Annotated in this window: 18 protein-coding genes; 6 read left to right on the top strand and 12 right to left on the bottom strand. The window is 54.8% G+C overall.

Features of this window, described 5'->3' with window-relative positions:
- Nucleotides 1–121 precede the first annotated feature (121 nt).
- Nucleotides 122–1,144, top strand: a complete 1,023-nt coding sequence (locus H6750_06590) for an IS110 family transposase (GenBank protein MCB9773979.1) — start codon at nt 122–124, stop codon at nt 1,142–1,144.
- A 381-nt stretch (nt 1,145–1,525) separates the two neighbouring features.
- Here H6750_06590 and H6750_06585 read toward each other — a convergent pair whose 3' ends face one another.
- Nucleotides 1,526–1,771, bottom strand: coding sequence for a GIY-YIG nuclease family protein (locus H6750_06585; GenBank protein MCB9773978.1), 246 nt, complete (start codon nt 1,769–1,771; stop codon nt 1,526–1,528).
- A gap of 117 nt (nt 1,772–1,888) precedes the next feature.
- Nucleotides 1,889–2,440 carry a hypothetical protein gene (locus H6750_06580; protein ID MCB9773977.1) on the bottom strand — a complete coding sequence of 184 codons (552 nt, stop codon included), beginning with the start codon at nt 2,438–2,440 and terminating at the stop codon, nt 1,889–1,891.
- 201 nt (nt 2,441–2,641) lie between these two features.
- Here H6750_06580 and H6750_06575 point away from each other — a divergent pair, with 201 nt between their 5' ends.
- Nucleotides 2,642–2,785: a hypothetical protein gene (locus H6750_06575; GenBank protein MCB9773976.1), complete on the top strand. Its 144-nt coding sequence runs from the start codon at nt 2,642–2,644 to the stop codon at nt 2,783–2,785.
- Between the two features lie 65 nt (nt 2,786–2,850).
- Here the strand turns inward: H6750_06575 and H6750_06570 are convergent, their stop codons facing one another.
- Nucleotides 2,851–4,341 carry an MFS transporter gene (locus H6750_06570; GenBank protein MCB9773975.1) on the bottom strand — a complete coding sequence of 497 codons (1,491 nt, stop codon included), beginning with the start codon at nt 4,339–4,341 and terminating at the stop codon, nt 2,851–2,853.
- Between the two features lie 140 nt (nt 4,342–4,481).
- On the opposite strand from H6750_06570, the gene H6750_06565 reads away from it, so the two are divergent.
- The 3 genes from H6750_06565 (at nt 4,482) to H6750_06555 (ending at nt 6,540) form a co-directional block, all read left to right on the top strand.
- Nucleotides 4,482–5,378, top strand: a complete 897-nt coding sequence (locus tag H6750_06565) for a LysR family transcriptional regulator (protein ID MCB9773974.1) — start codon at nt 4,482–4,484, stop codon at nt 5,376–5,378.
- 577 nt (nt 5,379–5,955) lie between these two features.
- Complete coding sequence (locus H6750_06560; GenBank protein MCB9773973.1) at nt 5,956–6,228, top strand: type II toxin-antitoxin system prevent-host-death family antitoxin; 273 nt, start codon at nt 5,956–5,958, stop codon at nt 6,226–6,228.
- 6 nt (nt 6,229–6,234) lie between these two features.
- On the top strand, nt 6,235–6,540 hold the full coding sequence (locus tag H6750_06555; protein MCB9773972.1) for a type II toxin-antitoxin system VapC family toxin: 306 nt from the start codon (nt 6,235–6,237) through the stop codon (nt 6,538–6,540).
- A 207-nt stretch (nt 6,541–6,747) separates the two neighbouring features.
- Here H6750_06555 and H6750_06550 read toward each other — a convergent pair whose 3' ends face one another.
- Complete coding sequence (locus tag H6750_06550) at nt 6,748–8,901, bottom strand: RNA-binding transcriptional accessory protein (protein ID MCB9773971.1); 2,154 nt, start codon at nt 8,899–8,901, stop codon at nt 6,748–6,750.
- A 95-nt stretch (nt 8,902–8,996) separates the two neighbouring features.
- Nucleotides 8,997–9,281 carry a hypothetical protein gene (locus tag H6750_06545; protein MCB9773970.1) on the bottom strand — a complete coding sequence of 95 codons (285 nt, stop codon included), beginning with the start codon at nt 9,279–9,281 and terminating at the stop codon, nt 8,997–8,999.
- A 115-nt stretch (nt 9,282–9,396) separates the two neighbouring features.
- Here H6750_06545 and H6750_06540 point away from each other — a divergent pair, with 115 nt between their 5' ends.
- The gene (locus H6750_06540; GenBank protein ID MCB9773969.1) at nt 9,397–10,104 is read left to right on the top strand and encodes a DUF3313 domain-containing protein; all 708 of its coding nucleotides are present in this window, start codon (nt 9,397–9,399) and stop codon (nt 10,102–10,104) included.
- Between the two features lie 29 nt (nt 10,105–10,133).
- Here the strand turns inward: H6750_06540 and H6750_06535 are convergent, their stop codons facing one another.
- The 7 genes from H6750_06535 to H6750_06505 form a co-directional block, all read right to left on the bottom strand.
- Nucleotides 10,134–12,491, bottom strand: a complete 2,358-nt coding sequence (locus H6750_06535; protein MCB9773968.1) for a fatty acid cis/trans isomerase — start codon at nt 12,489–12,491, stop codon at nt 10,134–10,136.
- Nucleotides 12,492–12,617: 126 nt separating this feature from the next.
- Nucleotides 12,618–12,857 carry a hypothetical protein gene (locus H6750_06530; GenBank protein ID MCB9773967.1) on the bottom strand — a complete coding sequence of 80 codons (240 nt, stop codon included), beginning with the start codon at nt 12,855–12,857 and terminating at the stop codon, nt 12,618–12,620.
- Between the two features lie 275 nt (nt 12,858–13,132).
- The gene (locus H6750_06525) at nt 13,133–14,446 is read right to left on the bottom strand and encodes an outer membrane protein transport protein (protein ID MCB9773966.1); all 1,314 of its coding nucleotides are present in this window, start codon (nt 14,444–14,446) and stop codon (nt 13,133–13,135) included.
- A gap of 72 nt (nt 14,447–14,518) precedes the next feature.
- The gene (locus H6750_06520; GenBank protein MCB9773965.1) at nt 14,519–14,848 is read right to left on the bottom strand and encodes a hypothetical protein; all 330 of its coding nucleotides are present in this window, start codon (nt 14,846–14,848) and stop codon (nt 14,519–14,521) included.
- A gap of 67 nt (nt 14,849–14,915) precedes the next feature.
- Nucleotides 14,916–15,611, bottom strand: coding sequence for a DUF3313 domain-containing protein (locus H6750_06515; GenBank protein ID MCB9773964.1), 696 nt, complete (start codon nt 15,609–15,611; stop codon nt 14,916–14,918).
- 250 nt (nt 15,612–15,861) lie between these two features.
- Nucleotides 15,862–17,730, bottom strand: a complete 1,869-nt coding sequence (locus tag H6750_06510) for an alpha/beta hydrolase (GenBank protein ID MCB9773963.1) — start codon at nt 17,728–17,730, stop codon at nt 15,862–15,864.
- 220 nt (nt 17,731–17,950) lie between these two features.
- The gene (locus tag H6750_06505; GenBank protein ID MCB9773962.1) at nt 17,951–18,424 is read right to left on the bottom strand and encodes a hypothetical protein; all 474 of its coding nucleotides are present in this window, start codon (nt 18,422–18,424) and stop codon (nt 17,951–17,953) included.
- Between the last annotated feature and the right edge of the window lie 360 nt (nt 18,425–18,784).

Genomic DNA, 18,784 nt, shown 5'->3' with positions numbered 1-18,784 from the left:
GGGCACAGATCCTTCGCCTCCGGCTCAGGATAATGGTATGGACTCCCCCTTTAAGGACGGCATCGAGTGTGCCAAGCTGGACGACTGACCAACCAGCTTTCAACTTAAAGGAGGAGTCACCATGAAGCGTACCATCATTGGGATCGATCTTGCGAAGAATATGTTTGAAGTGTACGTGGAAGAGGAAGGGGGACAGGGCATCACCCGTTGCCGGCTGTCTCGAAAGAAGGTGTTGCCGTGGTTGGCGAATCGGGCGCCCGCCCTCGTCGGGATGGAAGCCTGTGGCGGGGCTCATTACTGGGCGCGGGAGCTGACGAAGCTGGGGCACGAGGTGCGGCTGATCGCTCCGCAGTATGTCAAACCGTGGGTGCAGACCAATAAGAGTGATGCCGCCGATGCCCGAGCGATCTGTCGCGCGGTGCAAGAGCCGGGGATGCGGTTCGTCGGCCTGGCGAGCGAAGCGCAGCAGGCCGTGCAAGCCCTCCATCGGGTCCGGAGTCGCTCCCTGAGCAATCGCACCGCCCTCGTGAATCAGACCCGTGGCATCTTACTGGAATACGGCGTGGCCATTCCCCAGGGAGTCGCCGCGGTTCGGAAGATGCTGCCCCTCCTGCTAGCCGACGAGCGATGGGCCCCTCTGCTCCAACAGTTTTTGATCGACCAACAGGCGGAGTGGCAATATTGGGATGCCAAGATTGAGGCGGTGACGGCTCAGATCAAACGGGAGAATGCCGCGCAGCCGATCTGTTCCCGACTCGAGCAAGCTCGCGGCATTGGCCCCTTAGGCGCCTCGGCTCTCTGGGGCAAAACGGCGGGCCAGTCCTCTCAGAACGGCCGCCATTTCGCCGCCACGTTGGGGCTGGTCCCCAAGCACACCGGCACGGGAGGGAAGGTCCGGCTCGGGGGGATCAGTAAACGGGGAGAGCGCTATCTCCGGCAGTTGCTGATTCATGGGGCCCGGGCGGTCGTGAGGCAAGTGGGGGAGAAACCCGATCGCCTCAGCTGTTGGATCCGGCGGCTCGTGGCCCGCCGGGGGATGAAGAAGGCGATCGTGGCCTTGGCGAATAAGAATGCGCGGATGGCCTTCGCGCTCATCCACGGGGAGCAGCTGTATGATGTCACAAAAATGTGCGGGGCCGCGTAACGAAGACGGAGAAGCGCTTGCCAAGGATTGCGTAGCAGGAGACACCAACTGATGGGCGAACGGGGTCACCCCCGCAGCAGCAAAACCTGAGTCTTGTCATCGGCTGAACCATCAAGCCGTCAGAATGCCTAGGAGCTGCCGCGCGACAACCATCAAGGCTCGGAACGAAAACGGTTCCCTCACGAAGCCGGATATAGGACCGCAGACCCGCTCCTCATCGTTGTAAATCTCGCTTGCAAAACAGGGGGAGTCCATATATGACAAAGAGGCGGGAAACTCAGAATAACAATTTTGTTCCGATGGCTCGCGTCGGGCATGACAGGCAGGAAAAAGATGCTGATGGCGGATGAGGAACAGAGGCATGACGGGGCCGCGACCGTTTTATCCTGTGCCGATTAAGCCCAGTTTTGCTTTTCGCATCATGGATTTAATCGCCGCTTCTCTCTTTAGTGCCTGGCCTCTCGTCTCCTGCCGTTCGGTGAACACCACGGTAAAGGGACCACGGTGCTTCGTGTATTTAGCCCCTTTCCCTTTTGCGTGCTCGGCAAGACGACGTTCCAGGTCCAGGGTTATCCCGGTGTACAAACTGGTATCGGCGCATTCCAACATATAGACTGTCCACCCCATACAAGGCCCTTTCCTCATGGTCCATGCCGCCCGATCCGGCTGTGAGTGAAACTCCCCGCTACCCATTTGAGACCACCGGGAACTCACCTGAACAATTCCTGTTGATCTCCCCAATGACTAATCATCGAGCAGCAGATGCCCGAAGACCGAGAAGATGCCGATCATGATGCCGGTTACAAATTGCGCATGCACAAAGTAGGAAAACCTTTTCAAATCCTGCGGAGAATATCGCCACGTCAGGAAAAACCCAAACATGCCCTGCCACAGCACCAGCGCCAGGACGGCCGGAAAAAATAAGATGTCGGCGTGCAGGCCGAGCATCGCAATGTGCAACAGGATGACCGCGATGGCGGCAATCCCCACGTAGACGTGCGTGCGATTCAACACATTGAGAAGGGTGCTGAATGGCGGAATGGCCGACACATCGTATTCATCCGGGACAAGTCGCTGAAGGAGGCCACCCTGGCCACACGCCAACTTCAACAACGTTCTGCCATAAATTATGCCCAGGGCCCAGAGGCCGAGCGTCCCGAAGCCCTCCCCGATTTCGCGCAGCAACGTGTCGTGCTCGGGATCATCGGGCCGATTCGGATAGAGAGAGAGAAAGTATCCAAAAGAGAGAAGAAACACACTGACCGTAAAAATGAAGATACGTTTAAGATTGTTCATGTGAAGGTTCTTACAGCCTGAATATTAGGAGTATTGAATATTAACAATTTCCAAGGGCTTATTGATCCACAGGCACCTTGCATTTCAGAGGCTTCGGGGTGGTTCAAAAAAGCATGCCCTGAGTCTTCCCGAAGGGTTCGTCCAGCAAGGCCGCAGTCATTTTGCGCACAGAGCGTACTTCCAGTACGTGAGTACGGAAAAATGGCGAGAATGCCGCTGGCGGCTTTTTTCAACCGCCCCATATTGGGGATGTTGCGGAAGTCCTGTCAATGGTATCGGGTGGGAACGCAATCGGGAATGGGACGGCAGGCATACCTCGTGCCGGACCGATCGATGCGGGCGTGAAGCCTGCAAGGGGCCAGAAGTCGGCAGTCGTGTATCGATGTGTTTCCTGGTGCAACGCCCGGGGTTCATCGCGAAACATTCTCATTCGCCTGCCCCACTGTTTCCGGAGCCACTCCCCGATTACCCGCTGTGCGGCGGGCCATGCCGACGGCGAGGGCGAGCGCGATCACGATGAGCGTCGCGGCAACGGCGAATGTGATCCGCATACCGCGGGCCACGGCCTCTGGAGGCGCCGTGGTGATGTCGATTGTGGCCGAGGCGAAGGCGAACACCGCACCCATCACGGATGCCCCGGTGATGCGCCCGAGATTGCGCGAGAGGTTGAGCATGCCGGACATGACACCCCGCTGGTCCGGACTGACACCGGTCATGACGGCGGTGTTGTTGGCCGTCTGGAACAACCCATAGCCGGCGGTGATGACGACGATGGGAACCAGGTAACCGGAAATGCCAAGTGTCGACGGCACCATGGCCAGGATAAAGCAACCGGTCCCCATGCCGATGAGCCCGACCACCACCACGCGTGGTGCGCCAAAATGATCCGCCATGCGGCCCGCAGGCAACCCCGTCAGCGCAGCGACCAGCGGCCCGGCCGATAAGACGAGTCCCACCATCGCCGCATCGAGCCCGAGTGCACGGGAGAGATAGAACGGCCCGACGACCAGCGTTGCCGTCACCACGGTCGTGACGAGTGCGCTCATGGCGAGGCTTGCACTCAGCATGGAATCGCGGAACGCCCCCAATCGGATCAGCGGCGAAACGGTTCTCGCCTCCACGTGCACAAAGAGGCCGACGCCAATGGCCGCAACCAGAAGCAGCGCCAGATTGAGGGTTCCGAAACTGCCGCGACCGAGCGTCACGGCGAGGGCATAGGCCGCGAGCGTCAGCGCCAGCAGGAGCGTGCCCACATGGTCGAATCCGGCCCGATTCGTCTCGGGCTCCCGGCGATCCACGGGGAGATAGTGATGCGCGAGAAGAAAAGTCAGCAGCCCCAGGGGCAGGTTGATGAGGAAGATGGCCCGCCACCCGAATCCGGCGATCAGGACGCCGCCGAGGGATGGACCGAGCGCCGTACCGATTGCGGACATCGTGCCGAGCAGGCCCATGGCGCTCCCGGTCCTGTCCTTCGACACCGTCTCACCCACAAACGCCATGGAGAGCGCCATCATGATAGCCCCACCGAGGCCCTGCGCCGCCCGCCCGACAATGAGCACCCAGAACGCAGGCGCGACGGCACACAGGACCGAGGCCACCGTGTAGAGGAAAATGCCGGCTAACAGCAGCCGGCGGCGGCCGATGATGTCACCGAGCCGTCCGACGCTGACGATGAGGGTCGTGGCGGCGAGAAGATACGCGAGGATCACCCATTGGACTTCCTGGAAGGAGGCGGTGAACGCCCGGGCCAACGTCGGTAAGGCCACATTGGCGATACTGGTGTCGAGCGAAGAGAGCAACATGGAGAGCGAAAGGCTGACCAGCGCCCATCGTACCGTCGGCTTCCGCTCCGCACTTTCATGGACGACCGTGTGTTGGTTTGCAATAATAGTCTTCACCATACCCTCCGCTTGTTTGGCCCCGCTCCACCTGTCATGTTCGAAAATATACTCTCTGCCGGGACCTGGCGGAAGACGCACCACTTGCACTGTATTCGTGCATGTGACGCTACATCACAAATAAACTATGCTACAATCCCTGCATGTCGACCCCTGATTTCAACCTGCTGATCACGCTTGATGCGGTGCTCGCGGAAGGGAGTGTGGCGCGCGCAGCCAGACGGTTGCGGCTGAGTCCGTCGGCGATGAGCCGCGCGCTGGCGCGCTTGCGAGAGACAATCGGCGATCCGCTGTTGGTGAGGGCCGGACGCGGGCTCGTTCCCACGCCCCGGGCGCTCGCACTCCGCGAGCGGGTCAGTCAGCTCGTGCAGGAGGGAGAGGCGGTGCTACGCCCGGCCGGGAAGCTCAACCTCACACAACTCGTCCGGACGTTCACGCTCCGGACCGGCGAAGGCTTTGTGGAGAACTTCGGACCGGATCTCATTGCCCGCATCGGCAAGGAAGCGCCGGGCGTGCGGTTGCGCTTCGTCCAGAAGCCCAACAAAGACAGTACCCCACTGCGCGACGGGACCGTCGATCTGGAAACCGGCGTGGTGGGTGACACGACGGCTCCGGAGGTGCGCGCGCAGGCATTGTTCCAGGACCGGTTTATCGGCGTCGTGCGAAAGGGGCACGTGCTGAGCAAGGGGAAAATCACGCCATCCCGGTATGCGGCCGGAAAGCACGTCGTGGTCTCGCGCAGGGATCTCGACAAGGGACCGATCGATGAGGCCTTGGAGCTGTTGGGTCTGACACGGGAGGTCGTCACGATCGTCGGCGGCTTTTCGGCGGCGCTGGCGCTCGCCCGGGGTTCCGACCTGATCGCCAGCGTTCCCGAACGACACACCGGCAATCTGCGCGACGGCATGCAGAGTTTTCCCCTTCCGTTCGCCACCCCGGAAGTGACGGTTTCCCTGCTCTGGCACCCGCGGCTGGATGCCGATCCCGCGCATCGCTGGCTGCGCGGCCACATCCGGGATATCTGCGCGGCAAGCCGCTGAAAGAGTACCTCTCCCCCGGTCCACCAGGGGGTCTGTTGAAAAAAGCCGCCAGCGGCGTTCTCGCCATTTTCCCGTGCTCACGTACTCAGCGTACGCTCCGCGCGTAAAAACGGCTGCGGCCTTGCTGGACGGACCCTTCGGGAAGACTCAGGGCATGCTTTTTTGAACCGACCCGGAGCCTTTGATGAGTAATCTAATCCTGCGCAAATTTGCCCTTGAACATCCTTATTATTCAACACTCCACCAGGACAAGCTTGCCGATTGCCTGCCGAAAAACATGCGACCCATCGAGCGTAAGGAGCCGTCGTGAAGGTCGAGGATGCAACCTGACTCTTTGTTAATCCCCTAGAAGCCAGGTACGCCCCTGGAGATCACGACACGCCATTCAGCAAACAGTGTCTGAACGGTAAAACTCAAACGTGTACTTCTGCCCGTTAACCAAATTGATACCATGTAGTGATATGGGACAGGAAAATCAACAGAGGAAAGATTGCGTCTTCATTCCGTCCTTTATTGACGGGCTCCCGCCTCCATCATAAATTAGTGTATAACTGGTCTAAATAAGGAGATAGTCGTTATGCCTGAAATTGGGGCGTATGAAGCCAAAACACATTTACCTAAATTACTCGAGCGAATCCAAAAGGGAGAACGTTTTATTATCACCAAACATGGACGGCCTGTAGCGGAACTCGTCCCAGTGACCCGCAAGGATCCCGAAGCGGTTCGCCAAACCATCAAGGGTATTCGTTCTTACCGGGAAATTCTTCGTCAACGAGGCGTCAGCACCCAACGCCTTCTCAAAAAGAACGAAACGCTTCGCGATTTGGCTCATCTGGGCCACCGATACTGATGCCGTTTGTCACCCGTTTGGCCATTAGAATTTGGAAAGGCCTTACTCATTTCAGTCAAACGGGGCCGACTGACCGCTCGGGATGTGAGTGAGCTGATCAATGAACTTCGTGCGTTGCCTGTGGAAATTGATGCCACCTCTACTGAACAAGCATTGGAAGAAACTATGTCCTTGGCCCGGAAGTACGAATTAACCACCTACGACGCCTCATATCTTGAGTTAGCCAAAAGACGTGGGATGCCGCTGGCTACACTTGATACCAAGCTACGCCAGGCCTGTGTGTTGGCCAAAATCCCTGTTTTACCGTCCTGAAGCCATCTTGCCACAAGCCCCGCAAAAGGGAACAGTTCACTTACTCACCGAGCACCATTAGATCCTTCCGTTTGAGGCCGCTTTCATCGACCGCGAAATGCGCTTGCGGGGAATGTCCACCTTGAATATCCCGTTGTCATTCTGAGTGCAACGAAGAATCTGGGCCCAGCTCGCAGCCACATGGCTGAGCGAAATGACCACCGGGACTCAGGACTTCCCGTTTGCCGCCGCTTTCATGGACAGCGAAATACGCTTGCGGGGAACGTCGACTTCCAGCACGGTGACTTTGACCTGTTGATTGACCTGCACCACTGTGTTGGGATCGCTGACAAATTTGTTGGCGAGTTGACTGATATGCACCAGGCCATCCTGATGCACGCCGATATCGACGAACGCGCCAAAGGCCGTGACATTGGTCACCACTCCGGACAGGATCATGCCGGGCGTGACCTGCTCGATGGATTGCACCCCTTCATCAAACTTGACGGCTTCAAACTGTTGACGCGGATCACGGCCGGGCTTGGCCAATTCGGTGAGAATATCCATTAAGGTCGGTTTGCCCACGTCCTCTGTGATATATCGATTGAGATCGATCGTGCGTTGGCGGGCCGGATCCTTCATGAGGTCCTTCACGGTGCAGCCTAAATCTTTGGCCATCGCGTTGACCACAGCATACCGTTCGGGATGCACGGCGCTGGCATCCAGCGGATGCTCGCCATCGGTGATGCGTAAAAATCCCGCCGCTTGCTCAAAGGCTTTGGCTCCCAGGCGCGGGACGTTCTTTAATGCGGTTCGGTTGGCAAACGGACCATGTTCCTGTCGATAGGCCACAATATTCGCGGCCAGTTGCGGACCCACACCGGAGACGGCCGTGAGCAGTTGCGGGCTCGCCATATTCACGTCCACCCCGACCCGATTGACACAACTGATAACCACATCCTGCAACCGTTGTTTCAGGATGCCCTGATCGACATCATGTTGATATTGCCCGACGCCGATAGCCTTGGGATCGATCTTCACCAGTTCGGCTAAAGGATCCATGAGCCGTCGCCCGATCGAGACGGCCCCACGCACCGTCACATCCTGATCGGGAAATTCCTGCCGGGCCAACGGGGACGCGGAATAGACGGACGCACCGCTTTCGTTAACCATCACAATGGGGATAGCGGATGGCAATTTCAATGTGCGGAGAAACGTTTCGGTCTCCCTCCCGGCTGTCCCATTGCCCACGGCGATCGCCTCAACCTGAAAACGCTGACACAATTCCACAACTAATTCTCCCGCTTTGGCGGCCCCGCTTGCTCCCAGATGCGGAAAGATAGTCTCCGTATGACGCAGGGTGCCCTGGCGGTCAAGACAGACCATTTTACATCCGGTGCGAAAACCGGGATCGATGGCCAGCACGGTCTTCTGGCCCAGCGGTGGGGCCATGAGCAGTTGCTGCACATTTTGCGCAAACACTTCTATCGCCGTTTGATCGGCACGGGTTTTAGTAACCAGGCGGGCTTCGGTTTCCATTGAGAGGGACAGGAGCCTGGTAAAACTGTCTTTGATGGCCAGCGTGACCTGTTCCGATGCCGGCCCTTTTCCTTTGAGAAAGAGGCGATGCAGTAACGACAGCGCTTCCGCTTCCGGCACCATCACCCGAAAGGTCAGAAACCCTTCTGTTTCTCCACGCCGCATGGCCAGTACCCGATGGGAGGGTGCCTTGGCGACCGGTTCCTCCCATTCGACATAATCCCGATACTTGCTGCCTTGAACATCTTTCCCCCGCACGGCAGTGGTTTTGAAGATCCCCTGCTCCAGATAGAGCGCCCGCATGGAGGCGCGAGCCTGCAAATCTTCGCTGATCCATTCGGCCATGATATCGCGCGCGCCGGCTAACGCGTCTTCCACCGTCTCCACACTGCATTCCGGATTGAGATATTTTTGGGCCTCGGCTTCGACAGGCAATTGGACCTCTTGCGCCCAGAGGGACAACGCCAGCGGTTCCAATCCCCGCTCTTTGGCGATCATGGCCCTCGTGCGGCGTTTGGGGCGGAAGGGTAAATAGATGTCTTCCAATTCGGTCATGGTCGCGGCCGCGTGCACCTGCCCTTGCAGCACGTCGGTGAGTTTGCCTTGCTCCTCAAGCGAGGCCAGGATGACGTCCCGCCGCTTATCCAATTCTCGAAGCTGTGCGACACGATCCCGAATGGCGGTAATCACGACCTCATCCAACCCGCCCGTGACTTCTTTTCGATACCGTGAAAGAAACGGTACCGTGGCGCCATCATCCAGCAAGCTCACCGTGGCTGCCACCTGCTTGTCGGAGATCTTCAGTTCCTTCGCAATCGTCTGATCATGCAATGCTGAATTCATATTCTCTTTCCATCCTTACTGATCATGAATGAAATGTTCATCAAGAATTGTTCTTCACCACAACAGCCCGGCTGCGCGTCAATCCACTCAGCACCTCACTGCGGTTGAGGTTCCCATCCTTTTGCTCGCAAACACTGGTCAACCTCTTGTTGTGCCGCCTGATCGGCTGATTTCGTGATGAACCCTTGGCTGACTCCCGGTTTTCCCATTTGACCGCTGGGGATGACCGGGCCGGGTGGCGACATAAGGATTTGACCCCGGCAATCGACTTTATCAGCCTCAAAATCCGCATCCGTGGCACCGGCCTTGACATACTTCACTTCCGTGCATCCACACAGGAAAAGACTTCCAACACAAACCACAAGCCATGCTCTCATCATGGGACACCCTCTTTTTCAAATGGAGGTACGTTGAAGTGCGGCCGTGATATGGCCTTTATGGAGCAGACGGGATATACTCGTCAACTTTCGATCTCAAAAAATTGAGGATACCGTGATGCACCCTTTTCCGCAAATACCGGCGCTGAGTCTGCTCCTGTCCGTGATCATCAGCCTCTCCGGATGTGCTCCCAAAAACGAGCCGTTAAATTTTTCCGGGTTTTTAACCGATTACACCAGCCTTCGTCCCTCGCCGGATGACAGCGGTGCCTGGAGTTACCGGAAGCCGGGTGTCAATTTCAAAGAATACACCCACATTATTCTGGATCCTCTGGTGATCTGGCCCAGTCAACATTCTGAGTATGGCGGTCTTGATGCCTTAACGGCCTGGAAACTGGCTCTGGGATTCCAGGAAAGCATGACCCGGGCACTGGCGGGGGGCTATGTGATTGTGAAAGATCCGGGTCCAGGAGTCCTGCGGCTTCGCGCGGCCCTGACGGACGTGTTGTTGGAACGCCCGTCAGTGTCCACGCCGGACCAGATCCTTCCGCTGGCCAATGATCTTCTGATCCGGGCTGGCGAAAAGATTTACGGCATGAATGCCCTGGAGGGAGAAGCGGCCATTGAGGTCGAAATATTGGATACTCAGACCCAGGAACGACTGGTGGCGTATATGGAAAAACGGATGAGCCCGGAGATTCTCCTGACCCGCGATAAAGATTCCTTGGGACCGGTGCTGGAGATATTTGACTATTGGGGCAAGAAACTTCGACAGCGTTTAGACGAGGAACGCGGACTACGAGAGTATCAGAAAGCCATTCAATAATCAGAAGTTATTTTTCATTCGTACCCATATCACCTATTTTCCAGACGATTATAATCCAGGAGGCCTGCTTCAATAGGAGACTCGTGCTGATAGGCCGCCTGAATAACATCACTATGCTTCCAGAAATCAGGATCACTTCGTCTGACACCAAAACGACTGAGCAACGATTGATAATCCTCCTCACTCCCGAGGCGTTCCACGGCACCGACAAACTCTTCCAGTTTTGATTCATCGACATGGTAAAAGGCGTTGGGATAGGCGCCCAAAAACCCTCGCACCACCGTTAACGTATCTTCTTCGGGCAAACGCCGTTCTTGTTCGAAGAGCAGATGGGACACATTGCTCAGGCCGTTATCATGGATGAGGGTCACCACCTGATCAGGGGACCCACTGATGGATAAGATGGCGTTTTGCGGCAACCAGGACACCGCTTTGCCTTGCAGGTGCGCTAACTTTTCCAGTTGTTGACGGACGTGCCTATTGCCGGACTTCTCTATCGCATACGGCGCATGTAATACCGGCGCGAGGCGTTCGCGTAACATCCCGATCAATTCCAATTTATGGTCTGCCGTGCGATACGGAATGCCTGTCTGCCGATTGACGCTGGTGAAATACATCTTCCCAAAATCTTCGACCTTCTCCCCGGCGTCCCGATACCAGTACTGCCATTCTTGGGTTCGGGTACGTTCCGGGAGCAGAGTGAGAAAATCAAGTTCAGCCTCCATTCGTAAAAAGTCCATATACAAACGGGAATTTAACTGGTGTCCGATATTGCCATAAATGTCATAGCCTGCAACCAGCAAGTAATGAATGCGCTCAAGCAACGGATAGCCAAGCAACACCAGCGTCTTGGGCTCCTCGCCAACAAAACCTTTTACGACGGTCGCATTATCCAGATGTCGAAACACGGTGAGCGCCGCATTGTCATTCTGCCCGTCACCATCCCAAATCAGGTCGAGGGAAATGTCTTCCGGCGTCGGAAGGTGTTGTTTAATAAAGTCGATTTTTCCGGCTATATAATTCTTTTCTAATTGAGAATATTTCAGCCAGGTCCTGAGGGGTGTCGCGTTGCTCTGCTCGACGATAGGCATCCGAAGATTCTGCTCTTCTTTTTCAAGGAATTGGGCGGCATGGGTAAGGGTCGGGCTCTCGGGGCTTGAAAAAACAATCCAGAAGCGCTCATTAATCACATTGAGTGCCACCTGTCCTCGACAGACAGGCCCCTTGATGAAGTTCATCAGGGTAAACCGGGCTTCATCGAGCAAAAAACGATACCGGGATTTCACCGGAATCGATTTGAACGTCTCAAAAGGGTTGGCCGATGCCTCCGGATTATAAGACGGTAAGGCCTGCACCTCGTACGCCGGTTCTAAAAAGAGGGTGCGATAACGGGACAGCCGCTCCTGATTCAGCAAATACGGCATGTGGGTTTTGGCCAAAATCGTGGTTCGAACCGGCTCAAAGCGATAATAGATACGATCGACTTTTGGGTCATCGTAAGGCCGTCGGGTCGCAATGAGATGAATGACTTCACCAGGAGGGGTGGTGGATCGTACGAGACGAAAGAACTGTTGAGGTGCAAGGTCATCAAAATAAAGATGGGCCAGGAAGAGATGCTCGTAAAGGTACCGGCTCATTAATTGTTCTTTGGGTGTCTCGCCATTCAAAAACGTTTCCCATTCCGAAATGGCTGAACGGGCACTTGCTCTCACCGGAGCTGAGGCTTCATCGACTGCGCCCTCGGCCAACCACGTCATCACTGTGGCATGTTCCTGTTCATTTAAACCGGGCAGTCCATAGGGCATCCCCCATAAAGGGTTGTTGCGCGCAAAAGCTTCAAACTCCGGCATCGTTGGGCAATATTGAGCCCGCTCGATGCCGAAATCAAAACTGGCTGGTAGCGGGCTGACTGGGGGAAGGGGGTGCTGTTGTTTCAGGAGTAACATTTTCGCCATCAGGCTCCCTTGGAGATTGGCCTCTTGTGTTTGTACCCGTTCATTCAACACCGGGAAAAACTGTTTCTCCCGCCATCCGGATGGTGTTTGCGCATCGACAAAAAGCCGGGTGGGTTCCATGGCCAATAATCGACCAGGGTTATAGACCAGCTCTTTATTGGCACCGCGTTCAATCCCTTCATGGGCACTGAGATTGAGTTGACAGGGGGCATCATAACACCCATGACACACGATACATCGGGCCTCCAGAATCGGTTTCACATCCTGCTCATAACTGACTGTTGTCACCTCGGTTGTTTTCGTCAAACGGTTTTGCGGGGAGGAAGGCCCGAACCGTTGATCCAGCTGTATTCCCACAAAGAAGGCGCAACCCCCAACGATAATCGTGAGAAGCAGGATGAAAACAATAGGGGCGTATGGTCGACCTGACATCTTATCTCCTTAAGCTTGGCTCTCTATGGGGACAATCCATTTTTTCCTCACAGTCGTTTTCAATTCTCCCACTATATCCAAGGGATAGCGAAAATGGCTAACTTTCGTCATCCTCCATTCCCCTGTTCAAACAACCGGCTTCACCAGGAAACCTGGAAATTTTTCAACCGTGAGTTGGAGAACAATCTGCCATGTTGACTCACATTCGACACACGCCGCGTCCAACGCAGATTTTCTTTCTACTGATAAACCCAGAATGGTGAGCGCGGCGTGAGCTTTCCCGGCTCCGGTTTGGCACAGCGGGCGCCTAAGAAGGACTTTCTGAATGGGTCTGTTGAAAAAAGCCGCCAGCGGCGTTCTCGCCATTTTTCCGTGCTCACGTACGACGCGTACGCTCCGCGCGTAAAAACGGCTGCGGCCTTTTCTTCGAGACCCCTCCGGACAGGACCGGACGGGCCTTTTCGAACATCCTGCTTGGCCCGCGAATGATCGTAAAATTATTGATGCCGATAGGCTCTCAGACGAATTGTGAGTTTTTCAACAGCCAAAGAGTGCTCGTCTGTTTTTCATCGGAGGGAACGGTGGCTTTGGAACGATGGAACGTTCATCGACTACAAATGCGCATCGAAAGGACTGTGGCATTAGGCTCCTCCCGGCCCCATCTTCACCCCTTTTCCCCAGGTAACGGTCAATGCAAAAAAGTGAAGGCTGGTGTTTTTAAAGTCACCGGACACCCGGCCGGACAGGGGTCCACGATTCTGATCAACCGGCATATCTCCTATCCAGGTCAGGTCATAGGAAAAACCAAGATTAAGGGTCGGTGTCGTTTGCCAAAGCGCCCCAAACCCGAACTTATAGGTTTCGCCAACCGGGACGCTGAGGGTGCGATCCTTATCCTTCACCATGGAACTATCATAGGCAAACCCCGTTGAGAGTACCCAAGCCGGATTCAGACGATATTGGGTCCCAAACGCCACATGCCAGGTATCCTGATAGTTCAGGTTGGCGACGAGGTTTGTGGGATTCGCCGTATCCACGCCGATATCCACCTTCCCGAATTCAGACCAGTCCTGCCATCCAAAGTCACCCATGATCGCCCATTGCCTGCTGAGGTCGTGGTAGGCGCTAAACATCAGCGATTGGGGGACGGTGATGCCCACATCGAGCTTCTTATTCAGCAGACCGTTATTCTTCAAGGTGGTCCCGATGGGACCAAGATTCGAAAAATTCGGCTTATCGGAAAAATTCAAGTCAATGGGCGATTGATACGTCAGGCCGAACCGGGTCCCTCGGATCGGCGTGAACATGACGCCGATATTGCCGCCAACCCCGACCGCCTGATCTTTGATTTGCATTTGCCCGTCGTTGGTAGTGCCGAGATTGTTGATACCCACAGTTTGTTTGACGGCGCCCAGCATCACGTTGACCCCTCCGCCGACAGACAGGTATTCATTCACCCGATAGCTTGCAGTGGGCATGAAACTGACTCCGGCCAGCAGCGCGTCCTTCACATAATAGCGACCGACCCATTCCCCCGTGTATTTCAAGCCAAGCCCGAAATTGGAAAATATGCCAAAGCCCACTCTCCAGTCATCTCCCAGGGGATGCACGTAAAATCCGCTGGCTCCGGGAAACACATCGATGGGATTCCCGCCACCGCCGCCTGACGGGGTGGATTTGCCGTCGGAGGTGAATCCAATATCGCCATATAATAGTTGAGCACCACCCTGAAATTGCGCACCCTCCAGGAAGGTCATGCCGGCGGGATTTTTAAATAAGGTTGAGGCATCCTGGGCGCGGGCCGCCCATCCCGCTCCGGCAAGTCCCACGTCCGGAGTCCCGATCTCGGTCAAAAAGAGTCCTCCGGCTTGCGCCCATGCGGGCAGGAGCAATGTCCCCACCAAGAAGAGACTCGGCATATGCCATCGGAGTTTCACCGCAAACCACGCATTCATAATTCTTCCTTATGTGAAGGATGCCTTCCCGGAATGTTCAGGGCCACCGTTCGAGCATGACCCTGAATCCCCTTATTCAAATTGGACGTCGAGAATTTTGCGAGCCGCTTCCTTGCCGGACGGCAGGACGGCGCAACCGAGATACACCGTTTCATTGGCTTTGACAGGTATTTGAGTGGTCGTGACCACCTTGTCTCCTGTGATCTCGGCAACGGTCACCATGATGGTCGCATCCGGATGCTTGTTGACAAGACCTTGTTCAATCTTGGAATGCGGACACTCCCCGTTAGGACGCTCGATCATTTGAGCATACGGTGTGGCATCCATATGTTGGAGATTCCCTCCGCCACAGGACGCCAGGATGAGGAGTACGCAACCGGACCACCAGGGCACAACTTTCATCGTCATCTCCTTGTCAGTGAATCACGCAATGATTATTTGACCGGATCGTGTTGGGAATGCCTGTCCCTTACGCCTCCGGCTCCACACAATTTTCTCCACCTCGCAGCAGGCATGCCCGCCAGCGTATTTTCTCGGCCCAATACCGGTAGGCTTCCTCGACATCGTGCCACGAATTGGTGACTCCGCTCAGACTTTTCGTCCCTCCCCGGCGATCCACCGAAGCGGCCAAGAGAGTTTTGTCCGAGGAATCTGTGACCTTCAACTCCACACTGGCCGACCCCGTAAAACCGGAAACGCCTGTTGCGAAACCTTTTATCCCGGTTAAGACTCTTAACTGGGGCACGATGCTTGAAACCGTATCCAAAACGGGATTGGAGGTTTCGGCTTCCGTAATGGCGGCCTGAATACGCATGACATCCGGACCGGGTGAATTCACGATTTCATAATCGGTTTTTAACGCTTCATGCAACTTGACCCAGAAGAGATCCGCCATCCGTTGACGATCTTCGGCGGAAACATCTTCCAATTGGGAGTCCTTGCCGACCCAGAGGGTCACGGGATCAAGAATGATTTTCTGATATTTCTTCCAATCGGCTTGAGGATTTTTATAGATCAGAAGGCTTTCGTCCTTTTCCCCTTCTTTTAACATGGAATAGTCTTCGAGAAATCCTGATTTGTCCACGCTCCGAGTTTGCTGGGTGCTGGCACAACCCGATACACCCACCAACAGGATGAGCATTACATGTAATGGTAAGCGAAGCATCACACATCTCCCCTCTCTTAAGATTGATAAGATGATTGAAAACGACAGCATTCTTAATCGGGATTATAGCTCTCTCAGCATTCAAAAAATACGAGGAAAAACAGGTAGGCTTCGCATGGTGTCCCGTACCGTCAACTGAAAAACTCCGCACGCATCAACCCACTCAAACAGTGTTGATTCAAGAAGCCGCCGGGATGTCGGAACATCCCATCATACCGACAATCTTCCCAATCCCTCCCGGCACCATACATCAGGCGCAAAGGCCATGGGTCTTGCATGTTTCCATGGCATGCAGCAATAAAATCCGTCTGACTTCCTGAATCGTATGAGTATTCGATTGACAGGAATGGCCGGACCGGACGATGAATTCCGACTCCATCCCGTCCACGTGTGCACTCTGATAGGCCACAACCCCATCGTTCAATTCCTCAAGTGGGCCGTCACCCTCCACCGCAATAATGGAGTGCCCGAAAACTCCGGGAGCCAGAGGCGTCTGTGGCAGGATCGTCATGAGGGGGCTTCCCGGTTCCATGGCAGACACACTTCCCAAATTTTTCCCTTGGATTTTCAACTTGAGCGTATCCATTTTGAGAGTCATGAGATCGGTAATGCCTGACATCAACCGGCCCGGCAGCTTGACGAACTTGGCCAATTGATGTGCCCCCCAGCTTCCGGCCACATAACTCCCATGTTGTGGCGTGGCGATAAAGACGAGGCGATTGACAAATGGAAGGGAGTCAATAAACAAACTTCTTTGCAGGAGATCACGGGTTTGGCTTGAGACCTTCATGTCCTCAAGTGGAGAGTTACTGATGGCATCCCAAAAGGAATTTCCGGTGTTGACCGCCGTCAGTTTCGCGAGCAATCCTCCTTGACTGTGCCCGATCAGGACCATGGCATCGAGGGCGGGGTCTTGATATTTCTGTCGCAGGTGGTCCACGGTCTTTTGCAGGAGTTCCCGAAACAACGCCGCAGAGTACAAAATCGGATTTCCTGTGTCATACGTAAAATACCAAAATTGAAAACGACTGCGAATGGAGGGATCGATGATCAAATCATTGGTCATGTCGGCCCACCTTCCAGGGCCGGAGGCTGTCCCATGGACAAAAACAACCGGAATGCGCCCCGGCCGGTAGGGCTCAAGAGCCGTTAATTCTCCTGACTGCAACGCAACCGAATCACCCATGAAAAACCCCTTCAGTTCCCGTTCCCAGACTGAGGATTCGGCCAGACTGGCCGCCAGAGACGAGGTGAACTCAATTTCCAACGGCACATCCCTTCCATGGATATTGACAGTCTTCTGGTCATAAGCGTTGTAGAGTTCCCAGTCTCCCTGAATGGAATCGGTTCTCAATTGTTGAAGAAGGTTGGAGAACCGCATGAAGGCCGTGACGGGCATTTTGCCTTTGGCAATCTGCAAGCCTTCCTCTTGACCTAAGGGAATTTGATCGGCCGCTAAGGGAACTCCGATTCCGGCTTGCCGATACCGGTTTTGTAACCCACGGACTTCCAACTCGGCGACGGGAATGAAATTGGTGAGCTTCCGGTTTTCCCACTCGAGCCGATTTTCCGGAAGCACCACCTGGAGGGTTCCGAACGGGAGGGTATAGGTCCCGGATTCCAGATTCATGAGGGAACGATCCTTGGCAATAAACGCTGAAGTCAGGCCCCGATTATACACATCAGCCGCAATCCGCCCCCTGGGATCTAACGGGTTGAGAGATTGGGTTGCAGTTTCGGGAAACAAATACAGATACGCATACAACGCCGCCGCCAGATAATAGGACGGTTGATTGGATTTTTGGGCATACAAAAAAGACAATTCAGCAAGCGCGAACGCCACGTAGCCTTTCCGTTGGTCTTCGCCGAGGAAGAACTGGTGCAATTGGTTCAATGCCTGACGGGGATGATCAAAATAGGCGTCGGTCAGGTCGGTGACACGGAGGACGTTTTCGGTATAGGGACTGAGTTCCCCTGAAGAAATCACGTTTTTGGTCAATTGGTGGCTAACGGCCTCAGAATCGACCCGGGCCACACCCACGGGGGTTTGACAGCCGGCCAGAATGGCGGCGGTGAGGATTACGAAAAACCATCGGCAGTTAGCTTGCACACTTGTCATCGTCCATAGCCATTCTTTTCAGAAAATCGGGTAAAGACTGCTTTCGACAAATTTTGTGTCCAGGACTATCCGGGATTGGTTTACACATGACTACACCCGGATCATCGACTCGCCCCATCCATCCATGAGGAGCGAGCCGGTCCGGTCGGCACAACACCGAGGGATCCATACTATACTATCCTGCTGAGGGAAAGATTAAAAAACATGGCTGAATACTCGACTAATCCATTAACGGAATATTCGCAGCCAGGTCAAACTTGATCGCAGCCCGGATTTTATTCTCCATTTGCAGGTAGCGCGCAACTTTATGAGCGGGCAGCACTTTGCTGAGTTTTTCGGCATACTCTCTCCGCATTTTAACTTCCGCTCCTTCGGTTTTGATTGATTCATTGATGAGATCTTTGGCCACTTCATCGGGCACGGACCCTTTATTGTAGGCATCCGCATATTCATTGATAAGTCCGCCCAAATGTTGGTTTAAATGCTCGAGTTCTTTTTGATACCCATCATACAGCGGCCAGAAATCCTTTGATTCTTTGTCAGTCAAATCCATATTGCTGGCGATGAGCAGTTTTTTATCGGCTTTGACCTTATCGATCAGAATTTGCATATTGGTGATTTGTGCATTCTCCGCAAATGCTGGAGTCACACACGTGATAGCTGTGGCCACAACAAACATGATGAACGGCTTCATAAAGTCACACCCCTTGGTTGTAAGTAGATGATGAATGCGAAGCAATAGAACGGTCCACCCTCATATCTTCGCCTGAATTTGCGGCAACAAGCGTAGCAAAGGCATTAATTAAAGTAAATGCTTAAGGTAAGTCCATTCATCCTGACCTTCGATACGGGGAGTGTTGAATAATGAGGATGTTCACGCACAATTTTGCCCAGGATGAGGTGACCCATCAAAGGCTGCGGGTCGGCTCAAAAAAGCATGCCCTGAGTCTTCCCGAAGGGTCCGTCCAGCAAGGCCGCAGCCATTTTTACACGCGGAGCGTATGCGGAATACGTGAGTACGGAAAAATGGCGAGAACGCCGCTGGCGGCTTTTT

The organism is Nitrospiraceae bacterium (assembly GCA_020632595.1).
GTDB lineage: Bacteria > Nitrospirota > Nitrospiria > Nitrospirales > UBA8639 > Nitrospira_E.
Note: the sequence above shows the minus strand (reverse complement) of the source record. Positions and strands in the feature narration are given on the sequence as shown.

What these genes read in the sequence shown, in the direction of transcription:
- H6750_06520 (MCB9773965.1), bottom strand. Translation starts at nt 14,848, where the DNA reads ATGAAAGTTGTGCCCTGGTGGTCCGGTTGCGTACTCCTCATCCTGGCG.
- H6750_06580 (MCB9773977.1), bottom strand. Translation starts at nt 2,440, where the DNA reads ATGAACAATCTTAAACGTATCTTCATTTTTACGGTCAGTGTGTTTCTT.
- H6750_06510 (MCB9773963.1), bottom strand. Translation starts at nt 17,730, where the DNA reads ATGACAAGTGTGCAAGCTAACTGCCGATGGTTTTTCGTAATCCTCACC.
- H6750_06570 (MCB9773975.1), bottom strand. Translation starts at nt 4,341, where the DNA reads ATGGTGAAGACTATTATTGCAAACCAACACACGGTCGTCCATGAAAGT.
- H6750_06575 (MCB9773976.1), top strand. Translation starts at nt 2,642, where the DNA reads ATGGCGAGAATGCCGCTGGCGGCTTTTTTCAACCGCCCCATATTGGGG.
- H6750_06550 (MCB9773971.1), bottom strand. Translation starts at nt 8,901, where the DNA reads ATGAATTCAGCATTGCATGATCAGACGATTGCGAAGGAACTGAAGATC.
- H6750_06530 (MCB9773967.1), bottom strand. Translation starts at nt 12,857, where the DNA reads ATGGCGAGAACGCCGCTGGCGGCTTTTTTCAACAGACCCATTCAGAAA.
- H6750_06535 (MCB9773968.1), bottom strand. Translation starts at nt 12,491, where the DNA reads ATGTCAGGTCGACCATACGCCCCTATTGTTTTCATCCTGCTTCTCACG.
- H6750_06525 (MCB9773966.1), bottom strand. Translation starts at nt 14,446, where the DNA reads ATGAATGCGTGGTTTGCGGTGAAACTCCGATGGCATATGCCGAGTCTC.
- H6750_06560 (MCB9773973.1), top strand. Translation starts at nt 5,956, where the DNA reads ATGCCTGAAATTGGGGCGTATGAAGCCAAAACACATTTACCTAAATTA.
- H6750_06590 (MCB9773979.1), top strand. Translation starts at nt 122, where the DNA reads ATGAAGCGTACCATCATTGGGATCGATCTTGCGAAGAATATGTTTGAA.
- H6750_06515 (MCB9773964.1), bottom strand. Translation starts at nt 15,611, where the DNA reads ATGCTTCGCTTACCATTACATGTAATGCTCATCCTGTTGGTGGGTGTA.
- H6750_06565 (MCB9773974.1), top strand. Translation starts at nt 4,482, where the DNA reads ATGTCGACCCCTGATTTCAACCTGCTGATCACGCTTGATGCGGTGCTC.
- H6750_06505 (MCB9773962.1), bottom strand. Translation starts at nt 18,424, where the DNA reads ATGAAGCCGTTCATCATGTTTGTTGTGGCCACAGCTATCACGTGTGTG.
- H6750_06540 (MCB9773969.1), top strand. Translation starts at nt 9,397, where the DNA reads ATGCACCCTTTTCCGCAAATACCGGCGCTGAGTCTGCTCCTGTCCGTG.
- H6750_06545 (MCB9773970.1), bottom strand. Translation starts at nt 9,281, where the DNA reads ATGATGAGAGCATGGCTTGTGGTTTGTGTTGGAAGTCTTTTCCTGTGT.
- H6750_06585 (MCB9773978.1), bottom strand. Translation starts at nt 1,771, where the DNA reads ATGGGGTGGACAGTCTATATGTTGGAATGCGCCGATACCAGTTTGTAC.